At 57.5% G+C, this 15,046-nt stretch carries 28 protein-coding genes; 1 reads left to right on the top strand and 27 read right to left on the bottom strand.

The genetic code is table 11. From position 1 onward, the window contains the following. Window positions 1-32 precede the first annotated feature (32 nt). From rpsK to rpsJ, 25 genes are all read right to left on the bottom strand, one after another. Window positions 33-422 (bottom strand): 30S ribosomal protein S11, encoded by a 390-nt coding sequence (gene rpsK / locus B8783_RS03330; protein WP_084418375.1) that lies wholly within the window; start codon window positions 420-422, stop codon window positions 33-35. Between the two features lie 12 nt (window positions 423-434). Next, complete coding sequence (rpsM, locus tag B8783_RS03325; protein WP_084418374.1) at window positions 435-803, bottom strand: 30S ribosomal protein S13; 369 nt, start codon at window positions 801-803, stop codon at window positions 435-437. Window positions 804-939: 136 nt separating this feature from the next. Continuing rightward, the gene (locus B8783_RS03320; protein ID WP_084418373.1) at window positions 940-1,509 is read right to left on the bottom strand and encodes an adenylate kinase; all 570 of its coding nucleotides are present in this window, start codon (window positions 1,507-1,509) and stop codon (window positions 940-942) included. Next, window positions 1,506-2,873 (bottom strand): preprotein translocase subunit SecY, encoded by a 1,368-nt coding sequence (gene secY / locus B8783_RS03315; RefSeq protein WP_084418372.1) that lies wholly within the window; start codon window positions 2,871-2,873, stop codon window positions 1,506-1,508. The genes B8783_RS03320 and secY overlap by 4 nt, the downstream gene beginning before the upstream one ends. A gap of 85 nt (window positions 2,874-2,958) precedes the next feature. Then, window positions 2,959-3,438 (bottom strand): 50S ribosomal protein L15, encoded by a 480-nt coding sequence (gene rplO, locus B8783_RS03310; protein ID WP_084418371.1) that lies wholly within the window; start codon window positions 3,436-3,438, stop codon window positions 2,959-2,961. A gap of 44 nt (window positions 3,439-3,482) precedes the next feature. Further along, window positions 3,483-3,677 (bottom strand): 50S ribosomal protein L30, encoded by a 195-nt coding sequence (gene rpmD, locus B8783_RS03305; RefSeq protein WP_084418429.1) that lies wholly within the window; start codon window positions 3,675-3,677, stop codon window positions 3,483-3,485. Window positions 3,678-3,697: 20 nt separating this feature from the next. Next, window positions 3,698-4,288 carry a 30S ribosomal protein S5 gene (gene rpsE, locus B8783_RS03300; protein ID WP_084418370.1) on the bottom strand — a complete coding sequence of 197 codons (591 nt, stop codon included), beginning with the start codon at window positions 4,286-4,288 and terminating at the stop codon, window positions 3,698-3,700. Between the two features lie 9 nt (window positions 4,289-4,297). Continuing rightward, window positions 4,298-4,660 (bottom strand): 50S ribosomal protein L18, encoded by a 363-nt coding sequence (gene rplR, locus B8783_RS03295; RefSeq protein ID WP_084418369.1) that lies wholly within the window; start codon window positions 4,658-4,660, stop codon window positions 4,298-4,300. 5 nt (window positions 4,661-4,665) lie between these two features. Further along, on the bottom strand, window positions 4,666-5,277 hold the full coding sequence (rplF, locus tag B8783_RS03290) for a 50S ribosomal protein L6 (protein ID WP_084418368.1): 612 nt from the start codon (window positions 5,275-5,277) through the stop codon (window positions 4,666-4,668). Between the two features lie 17 nt (window positions 5,278-5,294). Further along, entirely contained in the window at window positions 5,295-5,690 is a 396-nt protein-coding gene (gene rpsH, locus B8783_RS03285; RefSeq protein WP_084418367.1) for a 30S ribosomal protein S8, read from the bottom strand. A 15-nt stretch (window positions 5,691-5,705) separates the two neighbouring features. Next, complete coding sequence (rpsN, locus tag B8783_RS03280) at window positions 5,706-6,011, bottom strand: 30S ribosomal protein S14 (RefSeq protein WP_084418366.1); 306 nt, start codon at window positions 6,009-6,011, stop codon at window positions 5,706-5,708. A 19-nt stretch (window positions 6,012-6,030) separates the two neighbouring features. Further along, a complete protein-coding gene (rplE, locus tag B8783_RS03275; RefSeq protein ID WP_084418365.1) occupies window positions 6,031-6,585 on the bottom strand; it encodes a 50S ribosomal protein L5 in 555 nt (184 codons plus the stop codon). After that, complete coding sequence (rplX, locus tag B8783_RS03270; protein ID WP_084418364.1) at window positions 6,578-6,895, bottom strand: 50S ribosomal protein L24; 318 nt, start codon at window positions 6,893-6,895, stop codon at window positions 6,578-6,580. Before rplX ends, rplE begins: the two co-directional genes overlap by 8 nt. Before the next feature lie 2 nt (window positions 6,896-6,897). After that, window positions 6,898-7,266, bottom strand: coding sequence for a 50S ribosomal protein L14 (gene rplN, locus B8783_RS03265; RefSeq protein WP_084418363.1), 369 nt, complete (start codon window positions 7,264-7,266; stop codon window positions 6,898-6,900). After that, on the bottom strand, window positions 7,263-7,508 hold the full coding sequence (rpsQ, locus tag B8783_RS03260) for a 30S ribosomal protein S17 (protein WP_084418362.1): 246 nt from the start codon (window positions 7,506-7,508) through the stop codon (window positions 7,263-7,265). The genes rplN and rpsQ overlap by 4 nt, the downstream gene beginning before the upstream one ends. Window positions 7,509-7,517: 9 nt before the next feature. Further along, window positions 7,518-7,721: a 50S ribosomal protein L29 gene (rpmC, locus tag B8783_RS03255; RefSeq protein WP_084418361.1), complete on the bottom strand. Its 204-nt coding sequence runs from the start codon at window positions 7,719-7,721 to the stop codon at window positions 7,518-7,520. Between the two features lie 2 nt (window positions 7,722-7,723). After that, the gene (gene rplP / locus B8783_RS03250) at window positions 7,724-8,140 is read right to left on the bottom strand and encodes a 50S ribosomal protein L16 (protein ID WP_084418360.1); all 417 of its coding nucleotides are present in this window, start codon (window positions 8,138-8,140) and stop codon (window positions 7,724-7,726) included. Window positions 8,141-8,143: 3 nt separating this feature from the next. Next, the gene (rpsC, locus tag B8783_RS03245; RefSeq protein WP_084418359.1) at window positions 8,144-8,878 is read right to left on the bottom strand and encodes a 30S ribosomal protein S3; all 735 of its coding nucleotides are present in this window, start codon (window positions 8,876-8,878) and stop codon (window positions 8,144-8,146) included. Further along, entirely contained in the window at window positions 8,878-9,267 is a 390-nt protein-coding gene (gene rplV / locus B8783_RS03240; RefSeq protein ID WP_084418358.1) for a 50S ribosomal protein L22, read from the bottom strand. The genes rpsC and rplV overlap by 1 nt, the downstream gene beginning before the upstream one ends. 3 nt (window positions 9,268-9,270) lie before the next feature. Then, window positions 9,271-9,549, bottom strand: coding sequence for a 30S ribosomal protein S19 (gene rpsS, locus B8783_RS03235; protein WP_084418357.1), 279 nt, complete (start codon window positions 9,547-9,549; stop codon window positions 9,271-9,273). Between the two features lie 14 nt (window positions 9,550-9,563). Beyond that, window positions 9,564-10,394 (bottom strand): 50S ribosomal protein L2, encoded by an 831-nt coding sequence (gene rplB, locus B8783_RS03230; RefSeq protein ID WP_084418356.1) that lies wholly within the window; start codon window positions 10,392-10,394, stop codon window positions 9,564-9,566. A 9-nt stretch (window positions 10,395-10,403) separates the two neighbouring features. After that, complete coding sequence (locus B8783_RS03225; protein ID WP_084418355.1) at window positions 10,404-10,703, bottom strand: 50S ribosomal protein L23; 300 nt, start codon at window positions 10,701-10,703, stop codon at window positions 10,404-10,406. A gap of 3 nt (window positions 10,704-10,706) precedes the next feature. Continuing rightward, window positions 10,707-11,351, bottom strand: a complete 645-nt coding sequence (gene rplD, locus B8783_RS03220; RefSeq protein WP_084418354.1) for a 50S ribosomal protein L4 — start codon at window positions 11,349-11,351, stop codon at window positions 10,707-10,709. Then, window positions 11,351-12,133 (bottom strand): 50S ribosomal protein L3, encoded by a 783-nt coding sequence (gene rplC, locus B8783_RS03215; protein ID WP_084418353.1) that lies wholly within the window; start codon window positions 12,131-12,133, stop codon window positions 11,351-11,353. Before rplC ends, rplD begins: the two co-directional genes overlap by 1 nt. Window position 12,134: 1 nt before the next feature. Continuing rightward, window positions 12,135-12,455, bottom strand: a complete 321-nt coding sequence (gene rpsJ, locus B8783_RS03210) for a 30S ribosomal protein S10 (protein WP_018146788.1) — start codon at window positions 12,453-12,455, stop codon at window positions 12,135-12,137. A gap of 296 nt (window positions 12,456-12,751) precedes the next feature. Between rpsJ and B8783_RS03205 the strand changes: the two genes are divergently transcribed. Next, entirely contained in the window at window positions 12,752-13,147 is a 396-nt protein-coding gene (locus tag B8783_RS03205) for a cytidine deaminase (RefSeq protein WP_084418352.1), read from the top strand. Window positions 13,148-13,183: 36 nt separating this feature from the next. On the opposite strand, the gene B8783_RS03200 is transcribed toward B8783_RS03205, so the two are convergent. Continuing rightward, the gene (locus tag B8783_RS03200; protein ID WP_084418351.1) at window positions 13,184-13,720 is read right to left on the bottom strand and encodes a DUF2059 domain-containing protein; all 537 of its coding nucleotides are present in this window, start codon (window positions 13,718-13,720) and stop codon (window positions 13,184-13,186) included. Window positions 13,721-13,853: 133 nt separating this feature from the next. Further along, window positions 13,854-15,044: an elongation factor Tu gene (gene tuf, locus B8783_RS03195; protein ID WP_084417748.1), complete on the bottom strand. Its 1,191-nt coding sequence runs from the start codon at window positions 15,042-15,044 to the stop codon at window positions 13,854-13,856. Window positions 15,045-15,046 lie beyond the last annotated feature (2 nt).

The raw sequence follows: 15,046 nt of genomic DNA, 5'->3' as shown, positions 1-15,046 counted from the left end.
CCTTGGTCTTGAAATGGATGGACGGCTCTAACCTAGACGCGGCGGCGTTTCGGTGGGCGGCATCCATTGTGCGGAATTGGGGTCGTGTCACGGATCGAGGTGATGGTGAGGCCAGCCGCCTGAAGCGCACGGAGCGCGCTCTCACGGCCTGAGCCTGGACCACGAACGTTGACTTCGATCGTCTGGAGCCCGTGCTCCTGAGCCTTCTTCGCCGCATCTTCAGCAGCAACCTGCGCTGCGTAAGGCGTGGATTTACGCGAGCCCTTGAACCCCATGGTGCCAGCCGAAGACCAGGAAATAGCATTTCCCTGCGCATCGGTGATGGTGATCATGGTGTTGTTGAAGCTCGAATTCACATGAGCAACGCCGGAAGAAATATTCTTGCGGGCGCGGCGGCGAACGCGGGTCGTATCACGAGCCATATCGGTCTTGTCCTACTTCTTCTTGCCAGCGATTGGTTTCGCTGGACCCTTGCGGGTACGTGCGTTGGTGTGCGTGCGCTGACCGCGGACCGGCAGGCGCTTGCGGTGGCGAAGGCCACGGTAGCAGCCAAGGTCCATCAGACGCTTGATGTTCATGGAGACCTCACGGCGGAGGTCACCCTCAACCAGATAGTCAGAATCGATCGACTCACGGATCTGGATCACTTCCGCGTCGGTCAGGTCGGCCACACGACGGTGTGACTCGATGCCGATCTTTTCGGTGATCTCACGAGCCTTCGTAGGCCCGATACCGTGAATGTAACGAAGCGCGATTTCGACACGCTTGTTCGTTGGAATATTTACGCCTGCAATACGGGCCAAGGCCTGTCTCCTAAACTGCCGAAAGCGAGCCCGGCGCGAAACGAAAACAAACGCATCGCGCGCGCGAACCCGACCTCTTAACGAAGAGCGTCGTTATAGTCGTGCAAATCACCGCGTCAACTGGTGAAATGCGGCTTTATGCGGTCTCTTTCAGCGCCTTCTCGACGCCTTCGGTGACCTGTTCGATACTCGCCATTCCATCGACTTCGCGAAGGATACCGCGTTCAGCGTAAAACGGCAAAAGCGGGGCTGTATCCTGATTGTATTTCTCCAGACGGGACGCGAACGTCTCTGGATTGTCGTCCTTACGTCCCTGCTCTGCGAAACGCTTCGTCACGCGCGCCATCAGCTGGGTCTCGTCCACCACAAGGCGAATCACACGGTCCACCTTGCTGCCGCGCGACTCAAGCAATCGGTCGAGCGCCTTGGCCTGTCCAAGCGTGCGGGGGAAGCCATCATAGATGAACCCGGCCGCGCCCTTGTGGCTGTCGAGCTGCTCATCGATCAGGTCGATGACGATCTCGTCCGAGACCAGACCGCCCTCATCCATGATCTTTGCAACGCGGTTGCCAAGCTCAGAACCCGACGCACGGGCCGCACGAAGCATGTCGCCGGTTGAGAGTTGTACATAGCCATGCTCTTCGACCAGACGCTTGGCTTGCGTACCTTTGCCTGCCGCGGGCGGACCAAACAGTATCAGGTTCATTTCTTGCGCTTTCCTCCCAGGCGGGATTTCTTGATCAGCCCTTCATACTGATGCGCGATCAGGTGGGACTGTATCTGTGTCACTGTATCCATCGTGACGGATACAACGATCAGTAGCGAAGTACCACCGATGTAGAAAGGAATTCCCGGAACATATCGTCTCAGTATCTCCGGCAGAAGACAGACGAAGACCAGATAGACGGCGCCAATCGTCGTCAGACGCGTCAGGACATAATCGAAATAGGCCGCTGTGTTCTTACCCGGACGGATGCCTGGGACGAAGCCGCCATACTTGCGCAGATTGTCCGCGGTCTCTTGCGGATTGAACATGATGGACGTGTAGAAAAAGCAGAAGAACGCGACCAGCACACCGTAGGTCATGATGTAGGTCCAGCTCCCCGGCGAGAAGTTCAGCGCGAGCCACTGGAGGATGCCTGTGCTGGCTTCAGCGGTCTGATTCGGGTCCGCCATCGTATTGCCGCCCATCAGGCCCACAGCCGTCAGCGGCAGCATCAGGATGGCAATGGCGAAGATCGGCGGAATAACACCGGATGTGTTCAGCTTCAGCGGCATGAAGGACGATTGCCCCTGCTGCATTTGATTGCCGGACTGGCGCTTCGGATACTGGATCAGGATCCGGCGCTGCGACCGCTCGATGAAGACGATGAACAGAACCAGCGCAATCACGAGCACCAGCACACCAAGAACCATGACCACGTTCACGCCTTCAGAGCGGGAATTGGCAAACAGGTTGAAGATGGCTTTCGGCATCTCGGCAATAATGCCGGCAAAGATGATCAGCGAAATACCGTTACCAATGCCGCGTGCGGTGATCTGCTCACCCATCCACATCAGGAACATTGTACCGCCAACAAAGGTCGATACAGCCGTAACCACGAAGAACCAGCTGGCGATGCCATCATAGGCAACACTGGAAAGGCTCATGGCGATCCCGAAGCCCTGGAACAGGGCAAACGCCACGGTCAGATAACGCGTATACTGGTTGATCTGTTTGCGGCCCGCCTCGCCCTCTTTCTTCAACTTTTCAAGCGAAGGGATGGCCGACGTCATCATCTGCACGATGATCGACGCGGTGATGTACGGCATGACGTTGAGTGCGAAGACACTCATCCGCTCAATGGCGCCGCCAGAAAACATGTTCAGCGACCCGAGCATCCCACCAGACTGGTTGGCGAAGATTTGCTCGAACTGGCTCGGGTCCACCCCTGGCACAGGGATGTATGTCCCGAGGCGGAACAGAATGAGGATGAAGAGCGTGAACAGGATTCGGGCCTGAAGATCTTTCGCCTTGGCAAAAGTACCGAAATTCATGTTGCGCGCCATTTGCTCTGCGGCTGTGGCCAAGTGACCCTCCTACCAGATATGAAATCGCCGCCAACATTGGCGGCGAAATCGTGTTTGTGAAGGTGTGTAGAGGAAAAAGCTGGTGTTACTCTGCTTTTTCCGCAGCTACTGGCGCGGTGAGCGTCACTTTGCCACCGGCCTTCTCGATCGCTTCGATCGCTGCCTTGCTGGCACCCGTCACTGTAATGTTTGCATTTTTCGGCGCGTCACCTTTCGCCAGAAGACGGATACCGTCTTTGGCACGGCGCACGACACCGGACGACAGAAGCGTCTCTTCGGTGATGTCGTCGGCTTTCAGCTTGCCAGCTTCAATCGCCTTGGTCAGACGACCAAGGTTGACCCAAGCATGTGACTTGGAGCTGCGCGCTGTGAAGCCACGCTTTGGCAGACGCATGTAGATCGGCATCTGGCCGCCTTCAAAGCCATTGATGGCCACGCCTGAACGTGCCTTCTGACCTTTGACACCACGTCCGCCAGTCTTGCCCTTGCCAGAGCCAACACCGCGGCCAACGCGGTGGCGGTTGTGTGTTGAACCCGGTACCGGGGAGAGTTCGTTGAGTTTCATCGCTCTAATCCTGACTGGCGCAGTAAAGGGTCGCCCCTATACGCCTACTCTTCTACGACTTCAATAAGGTGTGACACCTTCGCAATCATGCCCTGCACGGCCGGTGTATTCTCGAGCTCACGCTCACGGCCGATCTTGTTCAGGCCGAGACCAACCAGGGTCTGGCGCTGCTCGGGCTTGCGGCGGATCGGGCTGCCAGTCTGGCGAACCTTGATCGTGTCTGCTTGCTTCTTTGCCATCATCAGATCCCTTCTCTAAATCAGGCGGTTTCGGAAATGCCGGCTTCGGACGCACCATCGGTGCGGCGGCCAACAATATCCTGGACCTTCAGGCCACGCTTCGAAGCAACGGAGCGAGGGCTTGCCTGCTCTTTCAGTGCATCGAAGGTTGCGCGAACCATGTTGTACGGGTTGGACGAACCGGTCGACTTGCCGACCACGTCCTGGATGCCGAGCACTTCCATAACGGCGCGCATCGGGCCACCAGCGATAACACCAGTACCGGGAGGCGCTGCGCGCAGGACGACCTTGCCTGCACCGTGACGGCCTTTGCCATCATGATGAAGCGTGCGGCCTTCACGAAGTGGAACGCGAACCAGGTTGCGCTTGGCTTCTTCAGTGGCCTTGCGGATCGCTTCTGGCACTTCGCGGGCCTTGCCCTTGCCGAAGCCTGCACGGCCCTTCTGGTCACCCACAACGACGAGTGCAGCGAAACCGAAGTTCTTGCCGCCCTTCACCGTCTTGGCCACACGGTTGATCCCGACGAGCTTGTCGACGAGTTCGCTCTGCTCTTCCTGGCGATCGTTGCGTCCGCGTCCGCGGCCACGACCTCTGCCCTGTTCGTCTGCCATAATGGCCTCCTAGAACTTCAGGCCGCCCTCACGGGCGGCGTCTGCCAGGGCTTTCACCCGGCCATGGAACATGTAGCCGCCGCGATCGAAGACAACGTCTTCAACACCGGCTTTCTTGGCGCGCTCGGCGATCAGTTCGCCAACTTTCTGTGCAGCCGCAATGTCGCTTGTGGACTTCAGCTTGCCGCGAAGATCGGTTTCGAGCGTGGACGCAGCAGCAACTGTCAGGCCCTTCTCGTCATCGATGATCTGGACAGAAATGTTCTTGTGCGAGCGAGCAACCGACAGACGTGGACGTCCATTGGCCTGCTTACGCAGCTTGTTGCGGTTGCGCTGTGCGCGGCGGAGTGTCTTTTCGCGTGTCGTCTTCATGGCGATTACTTCTTCTTGCCTTCCTTGCGGCGGACGTATTCGCCAGCATAGCGGACACCCTTGCCTTTAAACGGCTCAGGTTTGCGGAATTGACGGATCTCGGCAGCAGCCTGGCCAACGGCCTGCTTGTCTGCACCCGACACGATCACTTCGGTCGGCTTCGAGGACTCGATCTTGATGCCTTCAGGCGCCTTGAAGATGACGTCATGCGAATAGCCCAGCGACAGTTTCAGGTCATTGCCCTGCATCTGTGCGCGGTAACCAACGCCGACGAGTTCAAGCGTCTTGGTGAAGCCAGTCGAGGCGCCTTCAACAACGTTCGCTGCGTTCGCGCGGGCTGTACCCCACTGCGTGCGGACTTTTGGGTCCAGCGCTTCAGCGAAGGTCATCTTCTTGCGACCCTTCTCATCATTTGCCTTGATACGTGCATTCGCCTCTTCGACGTAATCTGCACGCGGCATGATGGTGACCTCACCGTCCTTCAGCTCAGCCGTCATCAGGTCGGACACCGTGAAGGAAAGATTGCCCTTGGGGCCTTTCGCTTCAATCGTGTTGCCGTTCAGAGTGACGGTTGTGCCGTTCGGGACAGCGATCGGGAGTTTTCCAATACGGGACATATCAGTTCATCCTCGTCCTAGAATACCCGGCAAAGGATCTCGCCGCCCACATTCTCGTTCCGAGCAACGGCGTCAGAGATGACACCCTTGGACGTAGAGAGAATGGAGATGCCCAGTCCGTTACGGACCAGCGGCAGATCATTCACCGATGAATAAACACGACGACCTGGCTTCGAAACCCGACGGATTTCGGAGATGACAGGTGCGCCATCGAAGTATTTGAGTTCGATCTCGACGTTGTTGTGGCCGTCTTTCTCGACTTCCGTGTAACCACGGATGTAACCCTCGCTTTGCAGCACATCGAGTACCCGGATGCGGAGCTTCGACGATGGGGAGACGACTTTCGTCATGCCACGCATCTGCGCATTGCGGATACGGGTCAGGAGATCGCCAAGGGGATCGGAAATGTTCATCTTGGTCCTCCTTTCCTACCAGCTGGACTTTACGAGACCCGGCACCATGCCGAGCGAACCGAGTTGACGAAGCGCAATACGCGACATCTTCATCTTGCGATAGTAACCGCGCGGACGGCCGGTTACCTGACAACGATTGCGAACGCGGCTCGGTGCGGAATTCCGCGGGAGCGCTGCGAGCTTCAGACGTGCCTGGAAACGTTCTTCCAGGGGCTTGTCTTCATCCATCGCCATCGCTTTGAGCTTCGCCCGGCGAGCCGCATACTTTGCGACCATGCGGCGACGCTTCTCGTTCTTCTCAATTGCGCTTTTCTTAGCCATTGTGTTTCGTCCTCAAGCGCTAGTTCCGGAACGGGAAGCCGCAATGCGAGAGCAGTGCCTTGGCTTCTTCGTTCGTTTTAGCAGTGGTGCAGACGATGATGTCCATACCGCGAATGTCTTCAATGTCGTCGTAATTGATCTCAGGGAAGACGATCTGTTCCTTCAGGCCCATCGCGTAGTTGCCACGGCCATCAAAGCTTTTGCCATTCAGGCCACGGAAGTCTTTCACGCGTGGCAGCGCCATATTGGTCAGACGGTCCAGGAACTCGTACATACGGTCGCGGCGAAGCGTGACCTTTGCACCGATGATCATGCCTTCACGAAGCTTGAAGCCGGCAATCGACTTGCGTGCTTTCGTAGGCACAGGCTTTTGGCCTGAGATCTTCTCGAGTTCGGCAAGCGCCGTCTTGATCTTCTTGGAGTCAGCGACAGCTTCGCCAACACCCATGTTGATCACGACCTTGTCGAGCTTGGGAACCTGCATGTCGTTGGAGTAGCTGAATTGCTCCTGCAACTTCTCGCGGATCTGCTCTTTGTATTTCGTCTTCAGACGTGGTTCGTAATTCTTAGACATCGATCGACTCGCCAGAACGTTTGGCATAGCGCGTCTTGCGCCCATGCTCGTCTACCTTGAAACCAACCCGTACCGCTTTTCCGTCGCGGGGATCCACGAGCGAAACGTTCGATACGTGGATCGGCGCTTCAAACGTCTTGATGCCGCCTGGGTCCATTTGACTTGGACGCTGGTGGCGTTTCACGACGTTGACACCCTGGACAACAACACGGTTCTCGGAAGGAAGCACTTTCAGCACTTCACCCTTTGCGCCCTTGTTGCGGCCCGCGATGACGATAACGCGGTCACCTTTTTTCACCTTGGCAGCCATGGTTACAGGACCTCCGGAGCCAGAGAAACGATCTTCATGTGGTTCTTGGCGCGAAGTTCGCGTGGAACCGGTCCGAAGATCCGGGTACCGATCGGCTCGCCATTGTTGTTCACCAGCACAGCAGCGTTGGTGTCGAAACGAATGGTTGAACCGTCGGGGCGGTTGATATCTTTGGCGACGCGAACGACGACAGCGCGGCGAACGTCACCCTTCTTCACGCGACCTGTCGGGATCGCTTCCTTGATCGACACCACAATGATGTCACCAACGGAGGCATAACGACGGCCTGCACCACCCAGCACCTTGATGCACTGGACGCGGCGAGCACCGGAGTTATCGGCCACGCGAAGGTTGGATTGCATCTGGATCATGAATCAGCCCCTTCGCTTGCGACCAGTTCCCAGGTCTTGAGTTTCGAGCGCGGTGGGCACTCTTGGATCGTTACACGCTGTCCTTCGACGGCAACATTTGCCTCGTCGTGAGCGTGATATTTTTTCGAGCGGCGCACGATTTTCTTCATCACAGGGTGGAGGAAGGTGCGGTCAACGCGGACCACAGCCGTCTTGTCCTGCTTCGTGGACACCACAACGCCTTCCATTACGCGTTTCGGCATGACTTTCTCCTACGCCTCTGCTTCCGCTTTGGCCTGCTCACGAAGAAGCGTCTTGACGCGAGCGATATCGCGGCGGACTTCCTTCATGCGGGCCGTCTTTTCCAGCTGGCCAGTGGCCTGTTGGAAACGGAGGTTAAACTGTTCTTTCTTGAGCTGAACGAGCTGATCTTTCAGCTGGTCGCCACTCTTTGAACGCATATCAGCGGTTTTCATGACTAGATCCCCTCGATGCGCTTAACGATTTTGGTCTTGATCGGCAGCTTCGCAGCGCCGAGCTTCAGGGCCTGGATGGCAACTGCATCCGGAACACCGTCGATCTCGAACAGGATGCGGCCAGGTGCAACGCGGGCAACCCAACGGTCAACCGAGCCCTTACCTTTACCCATACGAACTTCGATCGGCTTTGCCGTTACCGGCGTGTCCGGGAAGATGCGGATCCAGACTTTACCCTGACGCTTCATTTCGCGGGTCACGGCACGGCGTGTGGCTTCGATCTGACGCGCAGTGACGCGCTCAGGCTCAAGAGCCTTAAGGCCAAAGCTTCCGAAGTTGAGCGAGGTACCGCCCTTGGAAGTTCCCGTGATCCGGCCCTTGAAGGCCTTACGGTATTTGGTGCGTTTTGGCTGCAGCATCTGTTAAGCTCCTGCGCCTTGCGGGCCGGAAGCCGGTCCACGCTGGTTGGTGCTACGGGCACGGGCCTGGCCGGAATCTTCGGCCTTCTTGTCCTGTGCCATCGGATCGTGTTCCATGATCTCGCCTTTGTAGATCCAGACCTTCACACCAATGATGCCATAGGTCGTCGCTGCTTCGGCGGTGCCATAGTCGATGTCGGCGCGCAGTGTGTGCAGCGGCACGGAGCCTTCAGCATACTGCTCGGTCCGCGCGATCTCGGCGCCGCCAAGACGGCCAGCGACCATCACGCGAATACCAAGTGCGCCGAGACGCATCGAGTTCTGGATCGAACGCTTCATCGCGCGGCGGAAAGAACCCCGGCGCTCAAGTTGGCGGGCGATATCTTCAGCGACCAGGGTCGCGTCAATCTCAGGCTTGCGGATCTCGACAAGGTTCACGCGAACTTCGTCTTGCGTCAGCTTCGAGAGCTTCTTGCGAAGCACTTCGATGTCAGCGCCCTTCTTGCCGATCACGAGGCCCGGACGGGCTGTGTGGATCGTGACAATGCACTTCTTGTGCGGACGCTCGATGATGATGCGCGAGATACCAGCTTGCTTAAGCTCGTTCTTGATCGTGTTGCGAATCTTCAGGTCTTCGTGGACGAGACGGCCATAGTCTGCAGAGTCTGCATACCAACGGCTGTCCCAGGTCCGGTTAACGCCCAGACGAAACCCGATTGGATTAATCTTCTGACCCATTACGCGGCCTCCGCTTCAACTGATGAATCGCGCAGAACGATGGTGAGCTGCGAGAAAGGTTTGACGATGCGCGCGGCACGGCCACGAGCACGGGCGCGAATGCGCTTCATGACGAGGTTCTTGCCGACATGCGCTTCTGCGACCACAAGGCTGTCAATATCGAGGCCGTGATTGTTCTCGGCATTCGACATCGCGGAATAGAGCGTCTTGTAGACGTCTTTCGCGGCACGCTTGCGCGAGAATTTCATCTCATCCATTGCCTTCTGAACTGGAAGACCGCGGATCTGCTGCGCAAGCAGGTTCAGCTTTTGCGGGCTGGAACGGTACATGCGCAGAACTGCGCGTGACTCGTTAGATGCCTGCTTCGGAGGATTCTTTGCCTTTCCCATGGCCTACTTCCTCTTGGCTTTCTTGTCGGCGCCGTGGCCATAATAGGTACGTGTCGGCGCGAACTCGCCGAACTTGTGACCCACCATTTCCTCGGAGACGAGAACTGGGACAAACTTGTTGCCATTGTGAACCTGGAAATTCAGGCCCACGAATTGTGGCATGATGGTCGACCGGCGTGACCAGGTCTTGATAACTTCGCGACGCTCAGCAGCTTGAGCCTTCTCTGCCTTCTTGAGCAGATAGCCGTCGACGAACGGGCCTTTCCAGACGGAACGTGGCATAACTCTCTCGCTCCTTAGCGTTTCGCGTTACGGCGACGGATGATCAGACGATCCGAAGCCTGGGTCTTGCGGGTTTTAGGACCGCGGGTTTTCTTGCCCCATGGGGTGACAGGGTGACGTCCACCGGACGTCTTGCCTTCACCACCACCGTGCGGGTGATCGACCGGGTTCATGGCAACGCCGCGAACTTTCGGGCGGCGACCAAGATAACGTGAACGACCGGCCTTCGAGAGAACCTTGTTCATGTTGTCCGGGTTGGACACAGCACCGACAGTGGCCAGGCAGCTATCAGGAACCATGCGAAGCTCGCCCGAAGACAGCTTGATTTGCGCATAGCCTGCATCGCGGCCGACAAGCTGCACATAAGTGCCTGCCGAACGTGCGATCTGACCGCCCTTTTGAGGCTTCATCTCAACATTGTGGATGATCGTGCCAACCGGGATGTTCTTCAGCGGAAGCGTGTTGCCCGGTTTGATGTCTGCCGTCTTCGACGTCATCACCGTGTCACCAACAGCAAGACGCTGCGGCGCGATGATGTAGGACTGCAGGCCATCTTCGTACTTGATCAGCGCGATGAAAGCGGTGCGGTTCGGATCATATTCCAGACGCTCGACAGTCGCAGCGATGTCCCAGCGGTTACGCTTGAAGTCGACCTTGCGATAGAGGCGTTTGGCGCCGCCACCGATACCGCGAACGGTAACGCGACCACGGTTGTTACGTCCACCGGACTTCGTGAGACCTTCGGTCAGTGCTTTGACCGGGCGCCCCTTGTGAAGCTCCGACTTGTCGACGATGACCAGCTGGCGCTGGCCTGGCGACGTTGGATTGAAAGTCTTGAGTGCCATCTTGCTCTCCTACAGTCCGGTCGTGATGTCGACGGACTGACCGTCTTTCAGTGTCACGATGGCCTTCTTGGTATCGGAGCGGAAGCCGAGCTTGCCGCGGAAGCGCTTCGTCTTGCCCTTGACCTTGATGGTATTGACCTTGGTCACGTCCACCTTGAACAGGGTCTCGACAGCTTCCTTGATCTCTTTCTTGTTAGCCGAAAGAGGAACCGAGAAGACAATCTTGTTTTCTTCAGCGAGCAGCGTTGCTTTTTCCGTGATGTGCGGAGCAAGCAGCGTGTCGTAATTGTGTGCTTTCACGTCAGCCATGGCTTACTTACCTTTCCCGGCTTTCGCCTCGAAACGGGCGCCGATGCCTTCGAGGGCATCCTTGGTGACTACCAGCTGGCGACGACGCATCACGTCATAGACGTTCAGGCCAGCAACTGGCAGCACGTCGATGTTCGGGATGTTGCGAGCAGCTTGAGCGAAATTCGAATCAACTTCCGTGCCGCCGATGATCAGCGCGTTCTCGACGCCGAGCGCCTTGAACTTGCCGAGCAGATCCTTGGTCTTGGCCGCATCCATCTTCGCATCGTCGAGAACGATCAGCGAACCGTCCTTGACCTTGGAAGACAGCGCGTGAGCAAGCGCGAGCTTGCGGATCTTCTTTGGAAGCTCGTGAGCGTGGCTACGAACGCGTGGGCCGTGAGCAACCGCACCACCGACAAAGATGCCAGCATTGCGGGAGCCGTGACGTGCGCCGCCCGAGCCCTTCTGACGGATGAACTTTTTGGTCGTAACCGAAACTTCATCACGGGTCTGGGTTTTGTGCGTACCGGCCTGGCGCTTGGCGAGCTGCCAGCGAACCGTACGGTGAAGCAGGTCGGAGCGGATGTCGGTCAGGCCGAAGATGGCCTCATCAACAGTTGCCTTGCCAGCGGCCTTGCCGTCGAGATTTTTGACGTCGAGTTCCATTATTCACCAGCCTCTGCATTGTCAGCTGCGCTATCTTTGCCGCGGAATGATCCGGCAGCAGGCGCATCAGCGTGGATCGCCTTCTTCACTGCATCACGCACTTCAACATAGGCGCCGTCATGACCAGGGATCGCGCCCTTGACCAGGATCAGGCCGCGCTCTGCATCGGTGCGAACGATTTCGAGGTTCTGGACCGTGACGCGCTCGACACCGTAGTGACCAGCCATCTTCTTGCCCTTGAACACCTTGCCCGGGTCCTGGCACTGGCCAGTCGAACCGTGGGCACGGTGAGAGATCGAAACACCGTGAGTGGCGCGAAGACCGCCGAAGTTCCAGCGCTTCATCGCACCAGAGAAACCCTTACCGAGCGAGACGCCGGCAATATCAACACGCTGGCCAGCAACGAAATGGTCCGCGAGGACCTCAGCGCCAATCTCTGGCATCTCGTCTGCAGCAACGCGGAATTCCACGAGCTTGCGCTTAGGCGCCACACCAGCCTTCGCAAAGGCTTCACGCTGGGCTTTCGCCGTGCGCTTGGCTTTCGCCTCGCCAGCACCCATCACAACAGCCTTGTAGCCATCATTGCGGGTAACCGTGGTTTTTTCTTTCTTCTTGCCGCGATTGACGCTGACCTCACGGTCTTCGTCGGTGCGCAGGCCAACGACCTGGCAACCGTCAAGCGACAGGACCGTCACAGGAATGTGGCGGCCGTTCTCGTTGAAGATACGGGTCATGCCCAGCTTGCGGGCGACAACACCGGTACGGGAAGCCGGAAGTGCCATATTAGCGCGCTCCCTCAAGTTTGATCTCGATGCCGACGCCGGCAGACAGGTCGAGCTTCATCAGCGCGTCCACGGTCTGTGGAGTTGGGTCGACAATGTCGAGAATGCGTTTGTGAGTCCGGATCTCAAACTGGTCACGGGACTTTTTGTCGATGTGCGGCGAGCGGTTCACAGTGAAGCGCTCAATACGTGTCGGCAGCGGAATTGGTCCACGAACATCAGCGCCTGTGCGCTTTGCAGTGGATACGATCTCCTTCGCCGACATGTCGAGGGCGCGGTGATCGAAGGCTTTCAGCCTGATCCGGATATTTTGTTTTTCCATCGTACGGTATCCCGTCAACATGAATGTCGCGCCAAGGCGCACGCAATGGAGCGCCCGGACGCATTCGGCTCGAATTGTTCAGTTCGGTAGGAAGCGTTTGCCTGAAACTGGCACAGCCGACCTTTCGAAGGGCGGGGTGTATGAGATTACAGGGGTGCCGTCAACACTTGCGCGCGGATTCTTTACAGCGAGCTGTCAGCGAGGGGGGCGACGCGCTCGAATACGGCACCGGATAGCTATTATCCCCTTCATAACGTCCTATAGTTGGCCTGAATAGCCATCAGGATCGCATATTTATGAGTGACGAGCTTCTGACTGCCGCGCGCGACGTCCGCGAAAATGCCCATGCGCCCTATTCCGGTTTCCGAGTCGGCGCAGCGATTCGCACCGCGTCTGGCATCCATATCGGCTGCAATGTCGAGAACGCCGCCTTTCCAGAAGGCGTCTGCGCCGAGGGCGGCGCTATCAGCGCCATGGTTGCCGCAGGCGAAACCGAGATCCTTGAAGTGCTTGTCTATGCCGAAGCCGACACACCCGTTGCCCCATGCGGAGGGTGCCGCCAGAAACTCGCCGAGTTTGCAGGGCCGGATATTGTCATTCACCTCGCAGGCACTTCCGGCATCACCACAAGCATGACAGTGGCCGAGCTCCTGCCAGGTGCCTTCGGCGCGCATCAAATGGATCGCGATTAGAATACCGGCCCGCACCTGGGCCTTCACGCTCTAATGCTAATCTTCAAAGATGGCGCGAATCTCTTTTTTCGATGACGGCAACGTACCTTCCGGCCAATCATCTGCTTCTATCCGGGCCTCGACAGCCTTGAGGATGGTCTGAATATTTTCGTTGGCAATTTCGCCGCCGAGCTTTTCAGACTCCTTCATGATCGTTCCAGTTTGCTCGATCACTTCTAACCCGGCTGGCGTTTCCAGAAACGCTCGATAAACTGCGAGCGTGTCCGGGGAGAGCGTGTCGAGATAGATATCGACTGAGCGCTCATTCATGCCTTTCTCCAGAACTGGCAGCATCTCATTCATTAGAAGCTCTACCAGATTGGTCGCCGCCGCATCACTCAGCGAACCACCTTCCTGCCTGACCGCATTCTGAATACTGCCCACCATAAGCTCTGCCATCAGGTCACCTGTGGCCGCGAAGATATCTTCGCCCATTGTGAGTTCGACGATCCGCTCAGCATCATTTCGAGGATCAGCATGTGCGGGAATTTGGAGAAGAAATGCTCCGGCAGCAATTGCAAACAAGTGGCGCATGAATGACCTCGAACTATCTAGGATTGAGCTGAAAATCTAAAGCGATTGAGCTTGTTTAGGAAGCCAAAAAAAAGGGCCGCCTCTTCCGAGACGGCCCTTTGATCTTTGCGTCAGCCTGTTGGCTGGCGGTGTCTTACTTCTTGACCGAAGAGACGACGCCGGCACCGACGGTGCGGCCGCCTTCGCGGATGGCGAAGCGCAGGCCCTGGTCCATCGCGATTGGCGCGATCAGCTCAACGTCCATTTTGACGTTGTCGCCTGGAAGAACCATTTCCTTGTCCGCTGGAAGCTGGACAACACCCGTCACGTCCGTCGTACGGAAGTAGAACTGTGGACGGTAGTTGGTGAAGAATGGCGTGTGACGGCCACCCTCTTCCTTGGTCAGGATGTAGGCTTCAGCTTCGAACGTCGTGTGCGGCGTGATCGAGCCTGGCTTACAGAGAACCTGGCCGCGCTCAACACCCTCACGGTCGATACCGCGGATCAGCGCGCCGATGTTGTCGCCAGCCTGGCCCTGGTCGAGCAGCTTGCGGAACATTTCAACGCCCGTAACGGTCGTCTTCTGCGTGTCGCGGATACCAACGATCTCGACTTCTTCACCAACCTTGATGACGCCCGTCTCGACGCGGCCGGTCACAACCGTACCACGGCCGGAGATCGAGAACACGTCCTCAACCGGCATCAGGAATGGCTTGTCCAGTGGACGCTCAGGGGTCGGGATGTACTCGTCGACAGCTTTCATCAGCTCGAGGATCTTCTCCTTGCCGATCTTCTCGTCGCGGCCTTCAACAGCAGCGAGTGCAGAGCCGGAAATGATCGGAATCTCGTCGCCCGGGAAGTCGTAGGACGACAGAAGTTCACGAACTTCCATCTCGACGAGCTCAAGAAGCTCCTCGTCGTCAACCTGGTCGACCTTGTTCATGAAGACAACCATCGCAGGCACACCGACCTGCTTGGCCAGCAGGATGTGCTCGCGGGTCTGCGGCATTGGGCCGTCAGCTGCGTTCACAACCAGGATCGCGCCGTCCATCTGAGCCGCACCGGTGATCATGTTCTTCACATAGTCAGCGTGACCCGGGCAGTCGACGTGAGCGTAGTGACGGTTTTCCGTCTCATACTCAACGTGTGCGGTGTTGATGGTGATGCCGCGTGCTTTTTCTTCAGGGGCGTTGTCGATGTCCGCATAGGACTTCGCCGCGCCGCCATAAACTTCTGCAAGCGTCATCGTGATCGCTGCTGTCAGCGTCGTCTTGCCGTGGTCAACGTGACCAATCGTGCCGATGTTTACGTGCGGCTTGTTCCGCTCAAACTTTGCCTTGCCCATGG

It is taken from the genome of Henriciella litoralis (genome assembly GCF_002088935.1).
Lineage (GTDB): Bacteria > Pseudomonadota > Alphaproteobacteria > Caulobacterales > Hyphomonadaceae > Henriciella > Henriciella litoralis.
This window is presented reverse-complemented; position numbering and strand designations above follow the sequence as displayed.

Bases quoted from the DNA above. Each gene is read 5' to 3' on its own strand.
- rpsK (WP_084418375.1), bottom strand. From the start codon at position 422: ATGGCTCGTGATACGACCCGCGTTCGCCGCCGCGCCCGCAAGAATATT.
- B8783_RS03320 (WP_084418373.1), bottom strand. From the start codon at position 1,509: ATGAACCTGATACTGTTTGGTCCGCCCGCGGCAGGCAAAGGTACGCAA.
- rplO (WP_084418371.1), bottom strand. From the start codon at position 3,438: ATGAAACTCAACGAACTCTCCCCGGTACCGGGTTCAACACACAACCGC.
- rpmD (WP_084418429.1), bottom strand. From the start codon at position 3,677: ATGGCAAAGAAGCAAGCAGACACGATCAAGGTTCGCCAGACTGGCAGC.
- rpsE (WP_084418370.1), bottom strand. From the start codon at position 4,288: ATGGCAGACGAACAGGGCAGAGGTCGTGGCCGCGGACGCGGACGCAAC.
- rplR (WP_084418369.1), bottom strand. From the start codon at position 4,660: ATGAAGACGACACGCGAAAAGACACTCCGCCGCGCACAGCGCAACCGC.
- rplF (WP_084418368.1), bottom strand. From the start codon at position 5,277: ATGTCCCGTATTGGAAAACTCCCGATCGCTGTCCCGAACGGCACAACC.
- rpsH (WP_084418367.1), bottom strand. From the start codon at position 5,690: ATGAACATTTCCGATCCCCTTGGCGATCTCCTGACCCGTATCCGCAAT.
- rpsN (WP_084418366.1), bottom strand. From the start codon at position 6,011: ATGGCTAAGAAAAGCGCAATTGAGAAGAACGAGAAGCGTCGCCGCATG.
- rplE (WP_084418365.1), bottom strand. From the start codon at position 6,585: ATGTCTAAGAATTACGAACCACGTCTGAAGACGAAATACAAAGAGCAG.
- rplX (WP_084418364.1), bottom strand. From the start codon at position 6,895: ATGGCTGCCAAGGTGAAAAAAGGTGACCGCGTTATCGTCATCGCGGGC.
- rplN (WP_084418363.1), bottom strand. From the start codon at position 7,266: ATGATCCAGATGCAATCCAACCTTCGCGTGGCCGATAACTCCGGTGCT.
- rpsQ (WP_084418362.1), bottom strand. From the start codon at position 7,508: ATGCCGAAACGCGTAATGGAAGGCGTTGTGGTGTCCACGAAGCAGGAC.
- rpmC (WP_084418361.1), bottom strand. From the start codon at position 7,721: ATGAAAACCGCTGATATGCGTTCAAAGAGTGGCGACCAGCTGAAAGAT.
- rplP (WP_084418360.1), bottom strand. From the start codon at position 8,140: ATGCTGCAGCCAAAACGCACCAAATACCGTAAGGCCTTCAAGGGCCGG.
- rpsC (WP_084418359.1), bottom strand. From the start codon at position 8,878: ATGGGTCAGAAGATTAATCCAATCGGGTTTCGTCTGGGCGTTAACCGG.
- rplV (WP_084418358.1), bottom strand. From the start codon at position 9,267: ATGGGAAAGGCAAAGAATCCTCCGAAGCAGGCATCTAACGAGTCACGC.
- rpsS (WP_084418357.1), bottom strand. From the start codon at position 9,549: ATGCCACGTTCCGTCTGGAAAGGCCCGTTCGTCGACGGCTATCTGCTC.
- rplB (WP_084418356.1), bottom strand. From the start codon at position 10,394: ATGGCACTCAAGACTTTCAATCCAACGTCGCCAGGCCAGCGCCAGCTG.
- B8783_RS03225 (WP_084418355.1), bottom strand. From the start codon at position 10,703: ATGGCTGACGTGAAAGCACACAATTACGACACGCTGCTTGCTCCGCAC.
- rplD (WP_084418354.1), bottom strand. From the start codon at position 11,351: ATGGAACTCGACGTCAAAAATCTCGACGGCAAGGCCGCTGGCAAGGCA.
- rplC (WP_084418353.1), bottom strand. From the start codon at position 12,133: ATGGCACTTCCGGCTTCCCGTACCGGTGTTGTCGCCCGCAAGCTGGGC.
- rpsJ (WP_018146788.1), bottom strand. From the start codon at position 12,455: ATGGAAAAACAAAATATCCGGATCAGGCTGAAAGCCTTCGATCACCGC.
- B8783_RS03205 (WP_084418352.1), top strand. From the start codon at position 12,752: ATGAGTGACGAGCTTCTGACTGCCGCGCGCGACGTCCGCGAAAATGCC.
- B8783_RS03200 (WP_084418351.1), bottom strand. From the start codon at position 13,720: ATGCGCCACTTGTTTGCAATTGCTGCCGGAGCATTTCTTCTCCAAATT.
- tuf (WP_084417748.1), bottom strand. From the start codon at position 15,044: ATGGGCAAGGCAAAGTTTGAGCGGAACAAGCCGCACGTAAACATCGGC.